Source organism: Aliiroseovarius marinus, from assembly GCF_004360145.1.
Taxonomy (GTDB): Bacteria; Pseudomonadota; Alphaproteobacteria; order Rhodobacterales; family Rhodobacteraceae; genus Aliiroseovarius; species Aliiroseovarius marinus.
Map to the genome: position 1 here is coordinate 252,203 of NZ_ML178712.1, position 22,056 is coordinate 274,258.

General features: G+C 60.9%; 19 protein-coding genes. 9 read left to right on the forward strand and 10 right to left on the reverse strand.

The annotated features are described in order from the left end of the window. Positions 1-111: 111 nt before the first annotated feature. Entirely contained in the window at positions 112-2,034 is a 1,923-nt protein-coding gene (locus tag EOL43_RS01350) for a hybrid sensor histidine kinase/response regulator (RefSeq protein WP_240686421.1), read from the forward strand. An 8-nt stretch (positions 2,035-2,042) separates the two neighbouring features. Continuing rightward, positions 2,043-2,732, forward strand: coding sequence for a response regulator transcription factor (locus EOL43_RS01355; protein ID WP_203565001.1), 690 nt, complete (start codon positions 2,043-2,045; stop codon positions 2,730-2,732). On the opposite strand, the gene EOL43_RS01360 is transcribed toward EOL43_RS01355, so the two are convergent. After that, the gene (locus EOL43_RS01360) at positions 2,729-3,487 is read right to left on the reverse strand and encodes a DeoR/GlpR family DNA-binding transcription regulator (RefSeq protein ID WP_133484986.1); all 759 of its coding nucleotides are present in this window, start codon (positions 3,485-3,487) and stop codon (positions 2,729-2,731) included. The genes EOL43_RS01355 and EOL43_RS01360 overlap by 4 nt on opposite strands. A gap of 167 nt (positions 3,488-3,654) precedes the next feature. Here EOL43_RS01360 and glpD point away from each other — a divergent pair, with 167 nt between their 5' ends. After that, entirely contained in the window at positions 3,655-5,226 is a 1,572-nt protein-coding gene (gene glpD / locus EOL43_RS01365) for a glycerol-3-phosphate dehydrogenase (protein ID WP_133484987.1), read from the forward strand. Between the two features lie 34 nt (positions 5,227-5,260). Here the strand turns inward: glpD and fdhF are convergent, their stop codons facing one another. Then, positions 5,261-8,011 carry a formate dehydrogenase subunit alpha gene (gene fdhF / locus EOL43_RS01370; RefSeq protein WP_133484988.1) on the reverse strand — a complete coding sequence of 917 codons (2,751 nt, stop codon included), beginning with the start codon at positions 8,009-8,011 and terminating at the stop codon, positions 5,261-5,263. 145 nt (positions 8,012-8,156) lie between these two features. Between fdhF and EOL43_RS01375 the strand changes: the two genes are divergently transcribed. From EOL43_RS01375 to EOL43_RS01400, 6 genes are all read left to right on the forward strand, one after another. Beyond that, positions 8,157-8,807, forward strand: a complete 651-nt coding sequence (locus EOL43_RS01375) for a histidine phosphatase family protein (protein ID WP_133484989.1) — start codon at positions 8,157-8,159, stop codon at positions 8,805-8,807. Between the two features lie 26 nt (positions 8,808-8,833). Then, positions 8,834-9,889 (forward strand): saccharopine dehydrogenase, encoded by a 1,056-nt coding sequence (locus tag EOL43_RS01380; protein ID WP_133484990.1) that lies wholly within the window; start codon positions 8,834-8,836, stop codon positions 9,887-9,889. Further along, on the forward strand, positions 9,889-10,137 hold the full coding sequence (locus EOL43_RS01385; RefSeq protein WP_133484991.1) for a SemiSWEET family sugar transporter: 249 nt from the start codon (positions 9,889-9,891) through the stop codon (positions 10,135-10,137). Before EOL43_RS01380 ends, EOL43_RS01385 begins: the two co-directional genes overlap by 1 nt. Positions 10,138-10,150: 13 nt before the next feature. Further along, positions 10,151-11,293: a saccharopine dehydrogenase family protein gene (locus EOL43_RS01390; protein ID WP_133484992.1), complete on the forward strand. Its 1,143-nt coding sequence runs from the start codon at positions 10,151-10,153 to the stop codon at positions 11,291-11,293. Between the two features lie 68 nt (positions 11,294-11,361). Next, positions 11,362-11,949 carry an HD domain-containing protein gene (locus EOL43_RS01395; protein WP_133484993.1) on the forward strand — a complete coding sequence of 196 codons (588 nt, stop codon included), beginning with the start codon at positions 11,362-11,364 and terminating at the stop codon, positions 11,947-11,949. Positions 11,950-12,002: 53 nt separating this feature from the next. Next, entirely contained in the window at positions 12,003-12,779 is a 777-nt protein-coding gene (locus EOL43_RS01400; RefSeq protein WP_133484994.1) for a DUF6782 family putative metallopeptidase, read from the forward strand. 140 nt (positions 12,780-12,919) lie between these two features. Here EOL43_RS01400 and EOL43_RS01405 read toward each other — a convergent pair whose 3' ends face one another. The 8 genes from EOL43_RS01405 to purH all read right to left on the reverse strand — a co-directional run bounded on the left by EOL43_RS01405 (position 12,920) and on the right by purH (position 22,041). Continuing rightward, entirely contained in the window at positions 12,920-13,324 is a 405-nt protein-coding gene (locus tag EOL43_RS01405; RefSeq protein WP_133484995.1) for a hypothetical protein, read from the reverse strand. A 139-nt stretch (positions 13,325-13,463) separates the two neighbouring features. After that, positions 13,464-14,693: a DNA recombination protein RmuC gene (locus EOL43_RS01410; RefSeq protein WP_133484996.1), complete on the reverse strand. Its 1,230-nt coding sequence runs from the start codon at positions 14,691-14,693 to the stop codon at positions 13,464-13,466. Continuing rightward, the gene (gene mutL, locus EOL43_RS01415) at positions 14,690-16,552 is read right to left on the reverse strand and encodes a DNA mismatch repair endonuclease MutL (protein WP_133484997.1); all 1,863 of its coding nucleotides are present in this window, start codon (positions 16,550-16,552) and stop codon (positions 14,690-14,692) included. The genes EOL43_RS01410 and mutL overlap by 4 nt, the downstream gene beginning before the upstream one ends. A gap of 51 nt (positions 16,553-16,603) precedes the next feature. Then, positions 16,604-17,914 (reverse strand): M16 family metallopeptidase, encoded by a 1,311-nt coding sequence (locus tag EOL43_RS01420; protein ID WP_133484998.1) that lies wholly within the window; start codon positions 17,912-17,914, stop codon positions 16,604-16,606. Then, complete coding sequence (locus EOL43_RS01425; RefSeq protein ID WP_133484999.1) at positions 17,914-19,248, reverse strand: M16 family metallopeptidase; 1,335 nt, start codon at positions 19,246-19,248, stop codon at positions 17,914-17,916. Before EOL43_RS01425 ends, EOL43_RS01420 begins: the two co-directional genes overlap by 1 nt. A 137-nt stretch (positions 19,249-19,385) precedes the next feature. Next, entirely contained in the window at positions 19,386-19,829 is a 444-nt protein-coding gene (locus tag EOL43_RS01430; protein ID WP_338068757.1) for a DUF3035 domain-containing protein, read from the reverse strand. Between the two features lie 141 nt (positions 19,830-19,970). Then, positions 19,971-20,447 carry a signal peptidase II gene (gene lspA, locus EOL43_RS01435; protein ID WP_338068758.1) on the reverse strand — a complete coding sequence of 159 codons (477 nt, stop codon included), beginning with the start codon at positions 20,445-20,447 and terminating at the stop codon, positions 19,971-19,973. A gap of 4 nt (positions 20,448-20,451) precedes the next feature. Then, positions 20,452-22,041: a bifunctional phosphoribosylaminoimidazolecarboxamide formyltransferase/IMP cyclohydrolase gene (gene purH / locus EOL43_RS01440; RefSeq protein ID WP_133485001.1), complete on the reverse strand. Its 1,590-nt coding sequence runs from the start codon at positions 22,039-22,041 to the stop codon at positions 20,452-20,454. Positions 22,042-22,056: the final 15 nt, after the last annotated feature.

The following is a 22,056-nucleotide window of genomic DNA, read 5'->3' on the forward strand; positions in this document are numbered from 1 at the left end:
TTTCCCAATCCTATCGAATTGTTACAGGTTCAGATGAATCCTTTCAGAGGGGGTCATTCCTCTTTTCCACAGGCAAATCAGGTGCTAGCGATAGGGTCAGGAGGGGATTGCTTGCCACTACAATCTTCAGAAACAGCCGCATTGACCCAAGCCGGGCTGAACCTGATCCAACAGGCGCTTTCCATCTATGATCGACGTCTGACTTTGGTCATCGGGAATCGGCAGTTTCAGGACATGTTCGACCTGCCGGATCACCTTGCCCAATCTGGCGCGTCCTTTTCCGAAACCATCCGCTATCTTGCCGAACGTGGTGACTACGGCGCGGTTGGCGATATCGACAAGTTTGTTCAGTCGCGCGTCGATCAGGCGCTGGACTTTCAACCACACTATATGGAGCGCACCCGCGCCAATGGCCGGGTGATCTCGGTCGAAGGGCACCCGTTGCCGCAGGGGGGCTGGGTCACCGTCTACACGGACATCACGCCGATCAAGCGTCAGGAATCACTGCTGCGCGCCCGGTCCGAAGAACTGTCCGATCAGGTGCTGTCCTATACCGAGGAACTGGGCCAAACCAACCGCGCGCTGGCCTCGGCCAACACTGCGTTGGAAGAAACCAAGCGGCAGTTGACCTTGATGGAAAGCCGCACCCGCCTGACCGCCGAAATGATGCCCGCCCATATCGCGCGCATTGACCGGGATCTGCACTACACGTTCTCGAACCGGCGTCTGGGCAAGGTCATTCCGGGCCGCCCCACCGACCTTTTGGGCCTACATGCCAGCGAAGCGCTGGGGGACGAGGCATTTGCTCGGATCAGTCCCTATTTCGCCCGCGCCTTTAAGGGCGAAAGCAGCGTGTTCGAATTCACGCACGAAACATCAGGCCGCCGCATTCGTGTGGCGTTGACCCCCGACAAGGGCGACGATCAGATCACCGGCGTCTACATCCTGTCGATGGACGTCACGGAAGAAGCGCAATCCCGCGCCGCCCTCGCCCAGACCCGCAAACGCGAACTGGCCGCCCAGCTGACATCCGGCGTGGCGCATGATTTCTCGAACCTGCTGACCATCATCATGGGGTTGCAAAGCCGCTTGGCGCAGATGCCCATTGGCGACGACGCGCAGGAACTGGTCCAAGCCACCAATGCCGCCGTGCGCCGGGGCGGGACGCTTTTGGAGCGCATCGCCACGATCTCGGGTCGGCGCGATGTGCATATGGAGCCGGTGAACGTCCCCGACATGTTGAAAGGGCTGGAAAGCCTTGCCGGGCCAACCCTGCCGGCGAACATCAACCTAACGGTCGAAGCCTGCGATCTGGACCAGCGCATCATCCTGGATTCGGGCGCCGTTCAGGACGGCCTTTTGAACTTGATTATCAACGCCTCTCACGCGCTTGGCGAAGCTGGCGGCGACATCACCCTGACCGCCCGCCCGATCCGCGAAACTTGGGTCGAGTTCCGCGTGACTGACACCGGCCCGGGCTTCACCAAAGACGCGCTGGAGCACGCGCTGGACCCGTTTTTCACCACCAAAGGCGGCGAAGGATCTGGGCTGGGGCTGTCCATGGTCTATGACCAGACCAAGGTTGCCGGTGGCCAAGTCAAAATCTTCAACAGCGCTGACACGGGGGGTGCCGTTGTGTCGATGCGCTTGCCTTTGCGCATTCCGGCCCAACCCATTTCGCCCCGCCTTGTCCTTCTGATCGAAGACAGCGAGGCCATCCGCACATCCGTCCGCGAAATGCTGATCAGCATGGGTCATCAGGTGATCGAAGCGCACTCGGCCGAGGATGCCCTGTCTCTGACCGGGATCGAGGGGCTGGGCCTTATCCTGTCTGATGTTATACTGGAAGGCGCGCAGACCGGACCCGAGTTTCTGGCTGCGCTCGCCCAGACCGGGTTGGATGTGCCGATGCTTCTGATGACATCCCTGCCGATCGACGACCCGCGCCGCAAGGACGCCGGGTTCCCCGTACTGCCCAAGCCATTCACCACCGGTGAGCTGGCCACATTCCTGTCGCAAGAGGTTCCATCGTGACGCAACACATGATCGCTATTCTGGATGACGAACCCGAAATTCGCCGCATGCTGTCTCATGCCCTGGAAGAGGCCGGGTTCCGCACCGCCGCCTTCGCCCGCGCGACTGAATTCGAGGCAGCGCTGAACACCATGTCGCCCGATGTCTGCCTTGTGGACCTTGGCCTGCCAGACCGTGACGGGCTGACCTTGGTGCACCGGCTGGCGCTGGAAAGTGGCGCGTCGATCATCATCATCTCGGGCCGCACGCTTGTGCAGGACCGCGTGACGGGGCTGGAGCTGGGCGCCGATGACTACATCGTCAAACCCTTTGAACCGGCCGAGGTTGTCGCCCGCGTCCGCGCCCGCCTGCGGGATCAGAAGCCGGGCAACACGGCCTCGAACACGGCACATTTCAACGGCTGGACCGCCCATTTCGACCGCTATGTTCTGGAAGACGAAGACGGCACCGAAACCGCGTTCTCGCATGCGGAAGGCGAGGTGCTGCGCCTGTTCCTCGATGCGCCTAAGCGCTTGATTTCTCGTGCACAAATGCAAGAGACGCTGGGCGGCGTGGCGGGTGAAAGCTTTGACCGCGCAATGGATGTTCGTATCTCGCGCCTGCGGACAAAACTGCGCGAAGACCCGAAAAATCCGCGTCTTATCAAAACGATCTATGGCGCGGGCTATATCTTCTTGGGCGACGTGCGCTGGGGTTAAACCAGCGTGACCGTGGTGCCGCTGCTGTCACACAGCGCGGCACAGTCCTTGGGTAAAGGCTGATCGGTAAAGATCACGTCCACATCTGCCATACTGCCAATCCGCACGGGCGCCTTGCGCTCGAACTTGCTGTGATCTGCGGCCAACCACACCTTGTCGCTCTGCGCCATGATGGCGTGGCTGACGCTGACCTCGTGCAGGTCGAAATCCAGCATGTCGCCTGCTGCGTTCAGGGCCGAGCACCCAATCACCGAGATATCGAAGCGGAACCGGCGGATCAGGTCGGTCGCCAGCTCGCCCACCAGCCCACCATCCGACCGGCGCAGACTGCCACCTGACACAATCACCTGCACGTCCGGGTTCGCCGACAGAATCACAGCGATGTTGATGTTGTTCGTCACGACCAGCAGCCCCTTGTGGTGCAAAAGCTCCTGCGCAACGGCTTCGGTCGTGGTGCCGATGTTCAGGAAGATACAGCAATCGTTCGGAATCTGCCGCGCACAGGCCCGCGCGATGTCGACCTTGGCGGTCTGGTTCAGCTGCCGCCGCGCGTCATAGCCAATATTCGCGGTCGAGGACGGCAGCACCGCGCCCCCATGCACCCGATCCAGCGCCCCTTCGTCCGACAATTCGGTCAGATCGCGGCGAATGGTCTGAGGCGTCACCCCCAGAAGCTCGACCAAACGGTCGACCGTCACTTTGCCTTCCCGGCGGGCGAGGTTCAGGATCTCGGATTTTCGCAAGGTGGTGCTCATCGCGCCCTCATGTTCGTTTTCACGTCATATGACCCGAATTTTGGCCCGAAATCCAGAGTCTCGATCACATTTTCGCAACAAACGAATATTTACGAACTCTTGCATCTTCTCTTTGTCATCATTTTCGCGCAGGGTCTGCGTAAACGCGACTCACCTGTGGGACCGAAATGCAAAGCGACTTCGACCTTCTGATCATCGGCGGCGGCATCAATGGCTGCGGCATTGCCCGCGACGCCGCTGGGCGTGGCCTGTCCGTCTGTTTGGCCGAGATGGGGGATATCGGCGGCGCGACCTCGTCGTCGTCGACCAAGCTGTTTCACGGCGGGCTGCGCTATCTTGAATACTTCGAGGTCCGGCTGGTCCGCGAGGCGTTGAAAGAGCGTGAAACGCTGCTCAGCGCCATGCCGCATATCTCGTGGCCGATGCGGTTCGTGCTGCCCTATCACCACTCGATGCGGTTCGACAGCTCGACCCCCACGTCGCGGCTGTTGAACACGGTAATGCCGTGGATGAAGGGCCGTCGCCCCGGGTGGCTCGTGCGGTTGGGGCTGTTTTTGTATGACCATCTGGGCGGGCGGAAAATCCTGCCCGGCACGACGCGCGTAAACTTGAAGTCCGCGCCAGAAGGGCAACCCCTGAATCCCATGTTCGAAACTGCCTTCGAATATTCGGATTGCTGGGTCGAGGACGCCCGACTGGTCGTCCTGAACGCACGCGACGCCGAAGCGCGAGGCGCACAGATCAACCCACGCACCAAGGTCACCAAGGCCGAACCCCAAGATGGCGGGTGGCGCATCACCCTGACCAACACCAACACGGGCGAGGACCGACAGGTCACCGCGCGCATGCTGGTCAACGCCGCGGGTCCGTGGATTGCCGACGTCTTGGGCGGCACGATTGGCAGCAACGCAGCCGCCAACATTCGCCTTGTGCGCGGCAGCCATATCATCACCAAGCGTCTGTTTAACCACGACAAATGCTACTTCTTCCAGGGGCAAGACGGGCGAATCATCTTTGCCATTCCGTATGAAACCGACTTCACTTTGATCGGCACAACCGATGCCGATCATGTGGACGCCGACACGCCCCCGCGCTGTACGGAAGACGAGCGTGACTATCTGATCCGCTTCATAAACGGGTACTTGAAAGACCCGATTTCCGCCGACGATGTGGTCTGGACCTATTCTGGAGTCCGTCCGCTGTTCAACGATGGCGAAGGCGCGGCGGCGGCGGCCACGCGCGACTATGTGCTGCGGACGGACACGGTTGGGGACGCCGCAGTTCTGAACATTTTCGGCGGCAAGATCACCACCTATCGTCGCCTTGCCGAAAGCGCGTTGGAAAAGATCGGCACGGTGCTTGGCCTGCAACCTGACAAGTGGACGGCAGGTGTGCCCCTGCCCGGTGGCGATTTCCCGGTGGATGGGTTCGACGCGCTGGTCGGCGAAGTCAACGCCGCCTACCCCTTTCTGACACCGCGCCACGCAAAACGTCTGGTCCGCGCCTATGGGACCGAGGCGCGGGTCATTCTGGGCGAGGCAACATCGCTGGACGGTCTGGGCCAAGACTTCGGCGCCACCCTGACCGAGGCCGAGCTGCGCTGGCTGATGGAGAGGGAATACGCCCAAAGGGCCGAGGACGTCGTTTGGCGACGCTCGAAATTGGGGCTGCTGTTAAATGCGGATCAAATCGCTTCCATTGATGCATGGATGCAGGCCCAACGAAAAACGCCGACCTGAGGGCCGGCGTTTTCTATCTCTATCTGCGTTCAGATCACTCTGCCGCGATCTGGGCCGGCACTTCGACCTTCACCGCACAGAACTTCATCTCGGCGATTTTGCCATAGGGGTCCAGCGCCGGGTTGGTCAGCAGGTTCGCTGCGGCTTCCACGTAAGCGAAGGGCAGGAAGACCATGTTTTCGGCCACCGCGTAATCCGCCCGCGCCATCACGTCGATGGTGCCGCGACGGGTGGTCAGGCGGACCATATCGCCGGGCTCCACGCCCATCTCGCGCAGGGTTTTCGGGTTCATCGAACAATTCGCCTCGGGCTCGATCGCGTCCAGCACGGTGGACCGGCGGGTCATGGACCCGGTGTGCCAGTGTTCCAGCTGACGGCCCGTGGTCAGAACCATGGGGAATTCGTCATCCGGGGTCTCGGCCGGCGGAATGATCGAGGCCGGGGCAAAGCGCGCGCGCCCGTTTTCGCGCGGGAATTTATCCCCGAAGACTACGGCTTGACCGGGATCTTCCGGCGACAGCGACGGATAGGTCACGGCGTTCTGATTTTCCAGACGGTCCCAGCTGATGTTGGCCAGCGACGGCATCACCAGCTCCATCTCAGCATAGATTTGGCTGGGGTGATCATAGGTCCACCCCATACCCATCCGTTTCGCCAGCTCGGTCGTGATCTGCCAGTCTTCCATCGCCTCACCGGGCGCCGGAACAGCCGGGCGGCACATCTGCACCTGACGGTTGGTGTTCGAGGTCGTGCCGGTCTTTTCCGCCAGCGCAGCGGCGGGCAGAACCACGTCAGCATAGCCCGCAGTTTCGGTCAGGAAGATATCTTGGCTGACAAGGAACTCCATCCGGCGCAGCGCTTCGCGGACGTGGTTCACATCCGGGTCGGACATGGCCGGGTTTTCGCCCAGAATATACATGCCCTTGATCTTGCGATCATACACAGCGTCCATGATTTCAACGACAGTCAGGCCGGGGTTCGGGTTCAGTTCCTCGACGCCCCAGACGTCACGATACAGCGCCTGAACGCCTTCGTCCTTCACCGACTTATAGTCCGGATAGAACATCGGGATCAGGCCCGCGTCCGACGCGCCCTGCACGTTGTTCTGACCGCGCAGCGGGTGCAGACCCGTGCCCGGGCGGCCCACATTGCCGGTCATCAACGCCAGTGCGATCAGGCAGCGCGAGTTGTCGGTGCCGTGCACGTGCTGGCTGACGCCCATGCCCCAGAAGATCATGCCGTTCTTGCCGTTCGCAAAGGTGCGGGCGGCGGCGCGCAGCTCGTCCGCGTCGATGCCGCAGATCGGCGCCATGGCTTCCGGCGTGAACGCTTTCAGATGCTCGCGCATCGCCTCCCAATTCTCGGTGTGCTCGGCGATATAGGCGTCGTCTTGCAGGCCTTCCTCGGCGATCACATGCATGATCGCGTTCAGCATCGACACGTCCGCGCCGGGCTTAAACTGCAGGCGGTGCGTTGCGAAACGGCCCATGCCCACGCCGCGCGGATCCATCACGATCAGCTTGCCACCGCGCTGGGTGAATTGCTTGAAATAGGTCGCCGCAACCGGATGGTTCTCGATCGGGTTCGAGCCGATGACGATCGCCACATCCGCGTTTTCGATTTCATTGAACGTTGCAGTCACGGCGCCCGAGCCGACGTTCTCCAAAAGCGCCGACACCGACGAGGCGTGGCACAGACGGGTGCAGTGGTCGACGTTGTTGTGGGTAAAGCCCTGACGGATGAACTTCTGGAACAGGTACGCTTCTTCGTTGGTGCATTTGGCGGAACCAAAACCGGCCACGGCCTCGCCACCATGTTCGTCGCGCAGCTTCATCAGGCCTTTGGCGGCAACGTCCAGCGCCTCATCCCACGTGGCTTCGCGGAAGTGGGTCAGCGGGTTGGCCGGGTCCACGTTCATGCCTTTCTCGGCGCCTTCCTTGCGGATCAGCGGCTTGGTCAGGCGATGTGGGTGGTTGATGTAATCAAAGCCGAAACGGCCCTTCACACATAGACGCCCTTCGTTTGCGGGGCCATTTATGCCCTCGGCATAGACGACTTTGTCGCCTTTCACCTTCAGGCTGACCTGACAGCCAACGCCACAGAACGGGCAGATGCTTTCGACTTCTTTGTCGAAATCCGAAGTGTCCTGAACCTTGGCCGGCATCAAAGCACCAGTCGGGCAGGCCTGCACGCATTCGCCGCACGCCACACAGGTCGAGGCACCCATCGGGTCGGCGATATCAAAGGTCGGGAAGGCATCGTGGCCGCGACCGGCCATGCCAATCACGTCGTTCACCTGCACTTCACGGCAGGCCCGCACACAGAGGTTACAGGAAATACAGGCGTCCAGATTGACGCTCATCGCGACGTGGCTGTCATCCAAAAGCGGAACACGGCCCTCGTCCATCTTCGGGAAGCGGCTTTGCTCGACCCCGTTCAGGTCGGCCATATCCCAGAAATGCGAGGCCGCGTCGTGGCGTTCCTCGGGCTGGTCGGCGACCAGAAGCTCGATCACCATTTTACGGGCGGATTTTGCGCGGGCGTTGTCGGTGGTAACGACCATGCCCTCGGCGGGTTCACGGATACAGGACGCAGCAAGGGTACGCTCGCCCTCGATCTCGATCACGCAGGCGCGGCAGTTGCCATCGGCGCGCAGGTTGGGCACATCCTTGTGGCACAAATGCGGAATCAGTGTGCCTTCACGCTTGGCCACATCCCAGATGCTTTCGCCTTCGCGGGCCACAACTTCGCGCCCATCCAGGGTGAATTTGATACCGTCGCTCATCCGTACCTCCGTAATCCGATTCACAGTATAAACCACGGTATCTGCGCCGTCAGTTCGCCATTCCCGACGCAAGGCATCGTTTTTGCGCCAGCCCCCCTTTCCGAATTGGATCCAATTGTCTAGCAATGGGGCAAAAGGAGCGCATATGACCACTTTGACGCTGATCCGACACGGGCAGGCCAACAACACCGCCACAGACGAAGCAGGCTATGATCGGCTGTCCGATCTGGGCCGTCAGCAGGCGCGCTGGCTGGGCGAACACATGCGCGACACGGGGCAACGATATGCCCGCGTTTACACGGGCACGCTGACGCGTCACCAGCAAACCGCGCACGAATGGGGTGCCGAGGATTTCACCGCCGACGCACGGTTGGACGAGGTCCGCTATTTCGACCTGTCCGAGCGGATGCACGCCCAATTCGGCATCCCGCACCCCACCGGGCACGGTGATTTCATCGACCACCTGCCGCTAACCTTTGCCGCATGGCAGGAAGGCAAGATCGAAGGTGCGCCCGAGACCTTCCACGACTTCCAGACCCGCGTCTCCGAGGTGATTCACGAGATTGCCGAAAGTGGCGAGGACGCGATTATCTTTACCTCCGGCGGGTTTATCGGCATGGCCACGCGGGTGGTGATGGGGCTGGATCTTGGCCCGTTCACCCGTGCGATTCTGCCAATCATGAACAGCTCGATCCACCGGATGCGGCTGATGCCTGCTGGTTTGACGCTGACCCAGTTCAACGCGGTTCCACATCTGGAACACAAAGACCGCCACCACGCGCAGACCCATTTCTAAGGGCGCATTTCGAAGGAGTTCACCCCATGACACATCTGTGGGTCCGTGCAGAGCAACGTGAAAACGAAGACCGGGTTGGCCTGACGCCGGACGGCGCCGCCGCGCTGATCAAGGCGGGCATCCGCGTGACGGTCGAGGAAAGCAGTGTCCGCGCCATCGGCATTGAGGGCTACAAGGACGCCGGCTGCGAGATCGCTGCGGAAAACAGCTGGCCCGACGCGCCGCTGGACGCGATCATCTTTGGCCTGAAAGAACTGCCCGAAGATGGCACCCCCCTGCCCCATCGCCACATCATGTTCGGCCACGCCTTCAAAGGCCAGCACTCGGGCCGCGCGCTTTTGGAGCGCTTCAAGGCGGGCGGCGGGACGCTCTATGACCTTGAGTATCTGGTGGATGAAACCGGCCGTCGCGTGGCCGCGTTTGGATACTGGGCCGGGTTCGCCGGTGCGGCCGTGACGCTGAAAGCGTGGGCGGCGCAACAACACGGCAAGCTCTGCGGTCCTGTCGGCGCCTACAAAAACAAAGACGCCATGATGGACGAACTGCGCGCGGAACTGGACGCCACCGGTGCTGCCCGTCCCAACGCCATCGTCATCGGCGCGCTTGGCCGCGTCGGCACGGGCGCCTCGGACCTGATGGAAGCGATGGGCGTCGCCGTCACCAAATGGGACATGGCCGAAACCGCACATGGTGGCCCCTTCCCGGAAATTCTGGACCACGACCTGTTCATCAACTGCATCCTCGCCGGCCCGCAAACCCCAGTCTTCGTGCCGAAAGATGCCGTTTCCGCCGACCGCAAGCTCACCGCCATTGGCGACGTCGCCTGCGACCCCGACAGCGATTACAACCCGGTGCCGGTCTACAACAAAGCAACCAGCTGGGACGCGCCCGCCCTGCGCGTGGCGGAAGATCCCATGCTGGACGTGATGGCCATCGACAACTTGCCCTCGATGCTGCCCTTGGAAAGCTCGATCGACTATGCGGGACAGCTGTTGGCCTCGCTCGAAACCCTGACCGACCTGACATCGGGCGTCTGGGGCCGCGCGGAACAGACCTTCCGTACCCACATGAAAGACATCTGATGGAGACGCTGATCGGCACCCTTGCAGGCATCGTCAGCACGATCTGCTGGCTGCCACAAACCCTGCGCACATGGCGCACGCGGCAGACCAAGGATCTGTCGCTGTCGACCAACCTGCTGGTGCTTTTGTCGGTCACGCTCTGGCTTATCTACGGCGTCATGCTGGCCGCGTGGCCCATGGTTGTCGCCAACGCAATCGCGATTGCTCTGGTCGGCTCGATCATCATCGCGAAACTGAAATTCGGCTGAAAGGAGCCCTGTTATGACTATCCACTGGTGTGGCACCGGCCTGTCGGCCATCCCCGGCCTGCGTCGCCTGATCGAGAACGGGCGCGAGGTGACGGTTTGGAACCGGACCGTCGAAAAAGCGCAAGAGGCCGTGGGCGACCTGACCGACGACATCCGCGCATTTTCGCTGGACGCTCTGGCTGACGCGCTGAAGCCCGGCGACATCGCCGTATCGATGCTGCCCGGCGACCTGCACGTCCCCGTCGCCAAGCTGTGCCTTGAAAACAAAGCACATTTCGTGTCCTCCAGCTATATCGCGCCCGAGATGAAAGCGCTGGACGCGGAGTTCAAAGAGGCCGGACTGGCCTGTGTGAATGAAATCGGTCTGGACCCGGGCATCGACCACTTGATGGCCCATTGGTTGGTCGCGGATTACCGCGCCTCGGACGCCTATGACGCGGCCAATAAGCTGAGCTTCATCAGCTATTGCGGCGGCGTGCCGAAGATCCCGAACCCGTTCCGCTACAAGTTCAGCTGGTCGCCGCTGGGCGTGCTGAAAGCGCTGCGCTCGCCCTCGAAATCCATCAAAGACGGTGCGCCTTTCGACGTGGCCCGCCCGTGGGACGCGATCAGCGCCTATACCGCGCCGCTGCCCGAGGCCGAAAGCTTCGAGGTCTACCCGAACCGCGATTCGATCCCCTTTATGGAGGACTACAAGTTCGACCCCGCATGGGACGTCGACCTGTTCGTACGCGGCACCCTGCGCCTGAACGGTTGGGCCGACGCGTGGAAAGACGTGTTTGCCGAGGTCGAAACGCTGGAAGGCGACGCCGGTGACGCCCGCCTGAAGGAAATGTCCGACCAGTTCTGGGACGAGAATTCCTATGACGAAGGCGAACCCGACCGCGTGATCATGTGCGTGGCGCTGAAAGCCGAAAAAGACGGGGCCGAAGTCTATCACAAGACCTATGTCATGGACGCGTGGGGCGACGACCGTGGCACCGCCATGGCGCGACTGGTCTCGACCCCTGTGTCGCTGGCCATCGACATGGTGCTGGACGGCAAAGCCCCGGCTGGCGTCACCGCCGCCACCGCCGATCCCGAGATGATCGAGACATGGATGGGCCACGTGAACGAGCTGGCGCAGCATGTGGCGGTAGTGGATCACACCGCCTGATCGCGGCGTCGCAAAATGACCAGCATGGCGGTTAAGCCGTGCTAGGCTTCCCCAAAAGGGAGGCCGCCATGCTGGACAAATCAAAACCCACCTGGACAAGTTTCGAGACCGCCACCAAGGAAGATTTCCTTGCCGTCATGGAGTATGACGAGGCCTATGCAAACGCCGTCGCCGACCGGCTTCTCGTCGCTTTGAAAGAGCTGGACGAGGAAGACACCCCCTATCCGATCAACCGCTACCAGCACTCGTTGCAATCCGCGACGCGTGCCCATGAAGCAGGCGAGCCCGAGGACCTTGTCATCGCCGCCCTTCTGCATGATCTGGGCGACACGCTGTCGCCCTTCAACCACGGCGAACTGGCTGCTGCCATCGTGAAACCCTATGTCAGCGAACGCACCCATTGGATCCTGAAACACCACTGCGTTTTCCAAGGCTACTATTACAACCACCACCTTGGCGGAGATCGTCACGCCCGCGAGAAATACAAAGACAGCCCGCATTACGACGCCTGCGTGAAGTTCTGCCACGACTACGACCAGAACTCGTTCGACCCGGATTATCCCACGAAACCGCTCGAGTTTTTCGAACCGATGCTGCGCCGCGTATTCAGCCGCACAGACGGGCATATGGAGCTGAACGAAACGCGCGAGGGATAGGCCAGCCCGCACAACACTGGACAACAGCCCGGATAGCGGACACCATCCCCTCTATGCTGCGTCTTGCCACAGTCATTTTGGCCGGTTTGCTTGGGGCCGGTGCCGCCTCTGCCGGGGAAACCTGCATTGGCCTGCACTATCCGGCGCCCCAGACGGACGACCAGAAAGCGTTGTCAGAGCTGCTGGGCACCTTGCATCCGATCGCAGAGGACTTTCCCTTCCTGCAAGAGATCATCCAATCCGAAGAGACCGAGCTGTGCTTTTCCGACCAGATGAACTACGCCCTTGGCTATCTGGACGTCGAGCAAAACAAGATCGTGATCAGCAACGCCGTTCCGAGCGATCTGAAGATCGGCATCCTTCTGCACGAGCTGCGCCATCTCTGGCAGTTCACCTATGCCATGTGCCCGACCAACAACCTGTCCATGAAGGAATATGCGAGGGCGACCTTCGCGCTTGAGGCTGACGCCAGCGCGGTGTCGCTGCTGATCGCGTGGCGCATGAAAGAACAGGGCCAAGACGCCGCATGGAACGCGCTGTCGAATTGGGCCTCGCACACGGATATTGCTGCGGCCTTTGAAGAGACCCTGTTGACCACGCAGGACGAAGAACTGGCCGTGTCCTATGCGTTTTACCAGTGGTACGCGTCGGACGCGCGCAAGGATAGCTACTATATCGAAGCCTGTAGCGGATATCTGGATCGCCAAGACGCCGAGCACCTGCTCCCGCGCTATGGCACGCTCGACCCCGCGTTTTACGAAAACCTGTGCAGGCTGCCGGACGGGCGCAGATATCTTTGCGCGGATCCGTTGAGTTCGGGCGAGAAATAGCCGCTAGCCTAGCCGATTTCAGCCCGTCAAGGGAGGGGGAACTGCACGCGACCTATCCCATGTCCCACTTAGCCAGAAGGCGGGGAAGATGTGCTTATTGTAGCGTGGCGAAGTCGATAAGATAGCCCAACCTCAACAAGTCACAAAGTGAGAAAATAAAACGAAGTGACTAGAATTAGTATGCTTCCACCCAAGCACAGAATGGTTCCAGCTCCGACAAGTTTGACGTGCGCGCGGACGAAACGGGATCGCTCCGCATCAACGCATTCCGCTTTCAGTCGCATGAGCAGTTCATTAGCCGCACGAACAACTAAAAAATATACCAGCCAAATGAATATCAACTGAAAGGCCGAGAAGCCCAATCCCGCTATTTTCACAAGCGCTTTAATGCTTGAAGAAATCTCAGCACTTGAGAAAACCGCCACTGCTATTGTCACTATCGTGAGATAAAAAGTGAAAGTGGACATAAAAAGCATAATGAGAAATTTTACGGCATCGAAACTCAAGTCCACAATTTTAAAATTGAATTCACGGTTTTCAGACATTTCAAACTACCTCGGTAAAAAACCTAGATTTTGTGAAAGTGTCATTACAGAAAAGCTCAAGTCGAAATCAAACTCAAGCTAAAGAAAAGTACTGGCTTCAATGATAATTGTGAGGCTCTCTAACGATTCCGCACTATATCTACCCCTTCCCAATCGGCACCACATTCTGGTCCTCTTCCGTGACCTCTTCGAAATCGAAATTATCCAGCCGTTTCGCGCGGTTGCCTGCTTTCTCGGCCGAGATCTTGATCTCGGAAATGTCTTTCGAGGCTTGGTGGAAATGCCGGTCGAGGTTCGCCACGCGGTCGCCCAAACGCCCCACATCGGCAGACAGTAGGTGCAGTTCCTTACGGATCGCACCCGCCTGTTCGCGCATGCGGGCGTCTTTCAGGATCGCGCGCATGGTGTTCAGGGTCGCCATGCAGGTGGTGGGCGAGACGATCCAGACGCGGGCCTCGAATCCTTCGCGGACGACCTCTGAAAAATTGGCGTGCAGTTCGGCATAGACGGCCTCGGACGGCAGGAACATCAGCGCGCCGTCGGCGGTTTCGCCCTCGATGATGTATTTTTCCGAGATCGCTTTGATATGCGCGCGCACGGCGGTTTTCATCGCGCGGGCGGCCAGCGTCAGCGCGTCTTGCGTTTCCGCCCGGCGCAGCGCCTCGTAGGCTTCCAGCGGGAATTTCGAATCGATCACGATGGGACCGGGCGGGTTCGGCAAGTGGATCAGACAGTCCGCCCGTTTGCCGTTCGACAGCGTGGCCTGAAGGTCATAACTGTCCTTCGGCAGCGCTTTTGAGACGATGTCGGTCAGCTGGATTTCCCCAAACGCACCGCGGGTTTGCTTGTTCGACAGGATGTCCTGAAGGCTCAGCACGTCGCCCGACAGACGGGTGATATTGTCCTGCGCCTTGTCGATCACCGCCAGACGTTCCTGCAACTGCGTCAGACTTTCGGTGGTCTTCACTGCATTGCCCTGAAGGCTTTCCTTCATCCGCTCTTGCAGTTCGGACATAGCGCGCGCCGATTTCATCGCATTGTCGTGCAGCCGGTCGTTCATCTGCTGCTGCACATGGGCCAAGCGGGCCTCCATCGCTTGCAACACCTGCGCTTGGCCCGAGGCCTGCGCGTCAGACACTGTGCGCAACCCACCCGACAGTTGATCCTGCCCGGCGCCCAGCACCTGCACCGCCTGCCCCAGACCGCCCATTTGCAGCGCCAAATCCTCGGCCACGCGGGTCGAGCGGCCAGCGCGGCGCAAGACCACCACCAGCAGGATGAACATCAGAACAGCAAGCGCGATACCGCCAAGCGTCAACAGCACCAGCGGGTCAGAGAGGTCATAGGTCGTGTCACCGATCTGGATCATGTGCGTCCAAACAGCCTTTCGATATCAGCGAGCTTCAGCTCGACATAAGTGGGGCGCCCGTGGTTGCATTGGCCGGAATGGGGCGTGGCCTCCATTTCCCGCAGAAGGGCGTTCATTTCTTCGGGGCGCATCCAGCGGCCGGACCGGATCGAGCCGTGGCAGGCGACGCGGGACAGCACGGCCTCGATCTTGGCCTGCACCATGTTGCTGTCGCCCAGATCGGCCAATTCGTCCAGCACGTCCTTGATCATCGCGGCGGCGTTGATTTCGCCCAGAATGGCAGGGGTTTCGCGTACGGCCACGGCATCGCCGCCGAAGGGTTCGATGACCAGACCCATGGTTGCGAGGTTGTCTGCAACCTCAAGCAAACGCGCCACATCACCTGCGGACAGCTCAACAATCTCGGGGATCAGCAACGCCTGACGGGCGACGCCGTTTTCCGCCATCTGGCGTTTGAGCTTCTCATAGACCAGACGTTCATGCGCCGCGTGTTGGTCGACAATGACCATGCCCGTTTCGGTCTGCGCGATGATGTAGTTTTCATGCACCTGCGCGCGGGCGGCGCCCAAGGGCAGGGCCTCTTGCGGGGCGTCTTGTTCTGGCTCGACCACCGGGTCGAACCGAGCCGAAGGCGCGGACATTTCGGCGAAACCGGGCGCGTCCGGCGCAGGCATTTGCGCCTGATAGGACGAGCGCATCGCGCCAAGGCTGGGGCGGTCCATCTGATAGACACGGGGTTCGGTCGGCTCGGGGCGCATGGCACCCAGCGTCGCACCAGCAACTGTAGTCGACGCGCGGTGGCCTGCATTCGCCAATGCGTGCCGTAGCCCCGAGACGATCAATCCGCGCGCAGTGCCGGGTTCGCGGAAGCGGACCTCGGATTTTGCGGGGTGGACGTTCACGTCGACCAGATGCGGATCGCAACTGACAAAGAGCGCCGCCGCCGGGTGGCGGTCACGTGACAGGAAATCGAAATACGCCGCCCGCAATGCTCCGGTCAGTAGCTTGTCTTTCACCGGGCGGCCATTCACGAACAGGAACTGCGCCACGGCAGCGCCACGCGAATAAGTTGGCAGGGCGGCGAACCCGGTCAGGCGCAGCCCGTCACGTTCGGCGTCAATCGGGATAGCGTTTTCGGCGAAGTCGCGGCCCAAAATCGTCGCCAATCGGCCCGACAGCGCATCAAACATATCACCGGTTTCCGGGTCCGCGCGGAAGGTGACACGGCCTTCGCCGCCACCGGACACGTCTCGCAAGATGAAGCCGATCTGCGGCTCGGCCATCGCAAGGCGCTTGACCACGTCCGAGATCGCCTGAGCCTCGGCCCGGTCGGTACGCAGGAACTTCAGACGCGCGGGCGTGGCGTAGAACAGGTCGCGTAGCTCGACCACCGTGCCACCGGAAAGGGCCGCCGGTTTCACCGGGTCCATCTGCCCGCCCGCCACGCGGATCACTGCCGCGTCAAAGCCCTGCGCGCGCGAGGTGATGGTCAGGCGACCAACGGCACCAAGCGAGGGCAGCGCCTCGCCCCGGAAGCCAAAGGTGTGGATGTCCAACAGGTCCGACCCGTCGATTTTCGAGGTCGCATGGCGCGACATGGCCAGCGCCAGATCATCGGGCGCGATGCCACAGCCATCATCCGTCACGCGGATCAGCGTCTTGCCGCCATCGGCATAGGCGACCTCGATCCGTGTGGCGCCCGCATCAATGGCGTTCTCGACCAGTTCCTTCACCGCCGAGGCCGGGCGTTCCACCACTTCACCCGCCGCAATCCGGTTGATTGCAGCGTCATCCAACTGGCGGATAACGGGGCGGCGGACCGGCTGATCCGGGCTTATATGGGGGCTATCTTCGGGCATACCACAAGAACTAGCATATGCGCGCCCGATTCGACCATTGCGCAAATCGGCTTAATTCGACACGACACCTTCGGGCTGGCCGACCACAACAAAGTGCAGCGCATCGGGCTTATACAGCTCAGCGGCCACACGGTTTGCGTGCTCTAGAGTGACGGCCATGACCTGGTCATTCCGGGTCGCGATATAATCGATTGGCAGCCCTTCCATCTGCATCGCCACCATGATGTTGGCGATGTTGGCATTGCCGTCAAACCGCAACGGATACGATCCGGTCAGATAGGTCTGGGCGGCGGTCAGCTCTTCTTGTGTGATGCCGTCGCGGGCGATCTTCGCCCATTCATCACGCACCACATTCAGCGCTTCGCCGATCACCGCATTCTGGCTGGAAAACTGCCCAAGCACACTTTCCGTCCAATCGACCGGCACCAGATACGAGCCGATCCCATAGGTCAGTCCACGTTCTTCCCGAACCTGATGCATCAGGCGCGACAGAGAACTTGGCCCGCCCAAAATCGTGTTCACCAGATAGGCTGCGAAGAAATCAGGATCCTCTCGTTCGATGCCAACGTGGCCGAACAGAGCGACGGATTGCGGCGTATCAAAGGGCACGACGGTGGTGCCGCCGGGCAGGCCAAACGCGACCCGGTCCGGCATGGTTGCACCCGTTTGGGGCAAGCCGTCAAACAGCTGATCAAGAAGCGGGCCAAGCTGCTCGGCGGTGATGTCCCCGACGGCGGCCACATAGATCCCATCCAGCACCAACGTGTCTTGGTACGCATTCACAATGTCATCCCGCGTCAACGCGGTGACGCTGTCGATCGTGCCCCCATCATAGCTGCCATAGGGGTGGTCGCCGTACGCTGCCGCATCAAACGCATCACTGGCAAGCGAGCTTGGATCGGTGGCGCGGGAAGCCAGATGGGACAGAACTTGACCCCGCACACGCTCAATCGCGGTGTCGTCGAACCGCGGGGCGGTCAGCGCTTCATGCAGCAATGCAACGGCCTGGTCGCGGTTTTCCGTCAGGAACTGCGCCGAGATCCCGATGCTATCTTCCCCGGCATCAAACCCGAACGAGGCAGCCAGCGCCTCGCGCGCTTCGGCAAAGCCTTGCGCGTCCATGTCGCCAGCGCCCTCTTCCAGAAGGCCGACCATCAGGTTCACGGCCCCGCGTTTGCCCGGGCGATCCAGCACGGTTCCGCCATGAAAGCGGATTTCCAGCGCAGTGAAGGGAAGGGCTGGCTCGTTGACCAGCCAAGCCACATGGCCGTTTTCCGAGGTAACTTCCTGAATGGCGACCTCGGCGCGGGCGGGAAAGGTCAGGGCAATCAGCCCTGCCAAAACAAGAGCAATCCGTTTCATTACATGTCCTCTCCGCCTTCGGGCACCAGCCATCCAGTTACGGCCCTGCGATCATCAAACACCGCGCGTGCGGCAGCCATCACGTCTTCTGGCGTGACGGCCTGCAGCACATCCGGCCACGCCTGCACGTCCTCGATCGTCAAGCCCGAGGTCAGAGCCTCGCCATACCGTTCGGCACGCGCCATCACGTTGTCCTGCGAATACACGTCATCGGCGCGGATCTGGAACTTCACCCGCTCAAATTGCTCAGGGTCGATGCCGGTCTCAAGAAATTCGGCAATCTCGCGATCCAAGGCGGCTTCTGCGTCTTTCAAAGACACGTCCGGGGTGGGCACGACAACCAGCGTAAAGCTTGTGTCATCCAACGAGACCGAGCGATATCCCGCCCCTGCATAAACTGCGATCTGTTCATCAAACTGCAGTGCCCGCCCAAGGACCGAGGTCGCGCCATTGCCGCCAAGTATCTCGGCCAGATAGACCAGCGCGGCGGCGTCTTCCTGCGCACCACTGTCACGCTCGGGCGCCTGATAGCGGCGCAGGACATAGGGTTGCGCGACCCGTGGATCAGAAAAGCGCAGGCGGCGTTCGGCCAGTTGCGGGGGTTCCTGTACGCGCTCGCGTTCGCCCAGATCGGGCGTGGGTGCCAAGGGGCCGTAGTGGGTTTTGGCCAGTTCCAGAACCTCTTCCGGCGCGACATCACCCGCGACGACCAAAATTGCGTTGTTGGGCGCATAAAACCGTTCATAGAAGGCCAGAGCATCAGCGCGCGACAGGGTCTCCATCTCGTGGCGCCAGCCGATGACCGGGATGCCATAGGGATGGTTCAGATGGGCAGCCGCGTTGATCTGTTCGCGAAACAGGGCGCCCGGTTCGCTGTCGGTCCGCTGCGCGCGTTCTTCCAAAATCACGTCACGCTCGGTGGCGATGTCGTCCTCGGACAGGATCAGATTGCGCACACGATCCGATTCCATTTCCATCATCAGACCCAAGCGATCCGCCGCGACACGTTGGAAATAAGCTGTGTAGTCCTGCGAGGTGAAAGCATTGTCCGACCCGCCGTTTTCGGCCACCACACGGCTGAGCGCACCAGCCTCAAAGTTCTCGGTCTCTTTGAACAGCAGATGCTCGAGGAAATGCGCGACGCCCGACACGCCGGGCGCCTCGTCTGCAGCACCTGCGCGATACCACAGCATGTGGACCACAACCGGTGCGCGGTGGTCTTCGATCACGACGATCTCAAGCCCATTGTCCAGCGTGAAATGGCTGACATCGTCTTTGGCCGATGCGGGTGAGCCCAATCCTAAAGCCAGCAATCCTGCAAGAATGAAACGCATGTAATGCTCCTTCCGTGTCGGATTAAGATGATCCACCCCGGCCTCTGCTTCAAGCCTTGGCAACGAACATGTGATCAAGGTTAACCCAGCGACCGGCCCAAAACAAAATAGGGCCCGAAGGCCCCATTCTGAACAGTTTAGCGATCGGTCACCACCTCGGGCGGGGCCGCCGGGGTCCAGATGCCCAGACGACGCAGGCGCTCAAGCTCAAGGTGCTGGTTCAGGTGCATCGCCTCGTAGGCGCGATAATAGACGTTCACGTTGAACAAACGCTCAAGCACGCGGCCCTTGTTGTCTTTACGCCATTCCAGATCTGACGCGGCCAGAACCTCGCGGATATTTGCCGACACGCCGTAACGGCTGGCCGCGCTAACCAGCGCGCCCTCTCCGCGACGCAGCTTACCCGATCCCAGATTGCCGCCCAGCGCAGCAATCGCATCGGCCTGCGGTGTCGGATCGGTCAGGTTCGACTGACCCGGTGTGGGCGCCGGCAGGTCGGTATAGTTTTTCGGCTCTTGCAGGGGTTTCGTCGGCAGAATCGCGAACTCGTCCGGACCATCCTGCGAAGCGCGCATGTTCATCAGCGAAGGTTCACGGTCGGCACAAGCGGAAAGCCCAAGAACAAGGGCGCCAATAGTCAGAAATTTAACAGACGAAACACGCATTCCACGTCCAATCCCCAAGGTAATCTATGGGTTTATTAGCCCATCTGGAAAGCCGCGTCACGGGGTCTTGTTGGACGAGGCGAAAAGAACCAGTCCGATGGCGCCCGCAAAGACGAAAATATCCGCGACGTTAAAGGAATACGGGTTCCGGATTCCGCAGCAAGACATGTTCAGAAAGTCGACGACCGCGCCGTAATAGATGCGGTCCACAACATTGCCCAGCGCACCGCCAACCAGCAACCCGGCCGAAATCTGGCCCAGCTTCCCGACCTGTTCTTTCACGACCCACCAAACGACCCAGATCGCAATGATTAGGGCGATTGCGATCAAGATCCAGCGGGTGACGCTTGGGTCCGCGCCACCAAAGAGGCCGAAGTTGATGCCGGTGTTCCAGCCCATCTGATAGACCAGATAGGGCGGCCAGATCTGGACCACGCCGACGCGGTCCAGATCCAAAACATACAGCGCGTGATACTTGGTCAGCTGATCCAGCAGGAACGCAACCAGTGCGGATATGCCAATCACGCGCATCATGGGCTTAGTGCCGGAAGTGGCGCATGCCGGTGAAGACCATGGCCAGACCGGCTTCGTTCGCCGCGTCGATCACTTCCTTGTCGCGCATCGAACCACCCGGCTGGATCACGCAGGTGCCACCAGCGGCGGCCGCTTCCAGCAGACCGTCGGGGAACGGGAAGAACGCATCCGATGCGACGGCCGAGCCTTTCGCGAGGCTTTCGTCCAGACCCAGTTCGGCTGCCATACGTTCGGCCTTCGAGGCGGCGACGTTGGCACTGTCCAGACGGCTCATCTGACCGGCACCCACGCCCACGGTGGCTTGGTCTTTCACGTAGACGATGGCATTCGATTTGACGTGCTTGGCGACTTTCCACGCGAACAGCAGGTCTTTCATCTGTTCGTCCGTCGGCGCTTTCTCGGTCACCACTTTCAGGTCGTCCATGCCGACATAACCCACGTCTTTGTCCTGCACCAGAACACCGCCAGCGACCTGCTTGTAAGCGGTCAGAGGTGCGCGGGTGTCGGGCAGACCGTCGGTCAGCAGCAGGCGAAGGTTCTTCTTCGCCGCGAAGATTTCCTTGGCTTCGTCCGACGCGCCGGGGGCGATCACGACCTCGGTGAAGATCTCGACGATCTTGGTGGCGGTTTCCGCATCCAACGGCTGGTTCAGCGCAACGATGCCGCCAAAGGCCGAAGTACGGTCGCAGTCAAATGCCTTCTGATAGGCCTCGACCAGCGTCGCGCCTTGGGCCACACCACAGGGGTTGGCGTGCTTGATGATGGCAACGGCAGGGCTGACGGCGGGGTCAAACTCGGCAACCAGTTCAAAGGCAGCGTCGGTGTCGTTGATGTTGTTATAGGACAGTTCCTTGCCCTGCAGCTGGGTCGCGGTCGCGACACCGGGACGGTTCGAGCCGTCGGTATAGAACGCCGCTTTCTGGTGGCTGTTTTCGCCATAGCGCAGGGTCTGTTTCAGCTCGCCCGCAAAGGCGCGACGACGCGGGGCTTCCAGTTCAAGAGCACCTGCCATCCACGACGACACAGCCGCGTCATACGCTCCGGTGCGGGCATAGGCGATCTGGGCCTGATGCTGGCGGAACGCGTACGAGGTTTGACCCTCGTTGCCGTCCAGCTCAGCCAGCAGCGCATCATAGTCCTGTACGTCCACGATCACGTTCACAAAGGCATGGTTCTTGGCCGCAGCACGGATCATGGCCGGGCCACCAATGTCGATGTTCTCGATGCAGGTGTCATAGTCGGCGCCCTTGGCGACAGTTTCCTCGAACGGATAGAGGTTCACCACCAGCAGGTCGATCGCGCCGATGCCGTGTTCCTCCATCGAGGCCACATGCGCGTCGTTGTCGCGCAGCGCCAGCAGACCACCATGCACCATCGGATGCAGCGTCTTGACGCGGCCGTCCATCATCTCAGGAAAGCCGGTGACGTCAGCCACGTCTTTCACGGCGACACCTGCGTCGCGCAGGGCTTTGGCGGACCCGCCAGTCGACAGGATCTCGACCCCGCGGGCTTCCAGCGCCTGGCCCAATTCGATCAGGCCGGTCTTGTCGGATACGGAAATCAGCGCGCGGCGCACGGGATGAAGGTCGGTCATGTCAGTTGGCCCCCC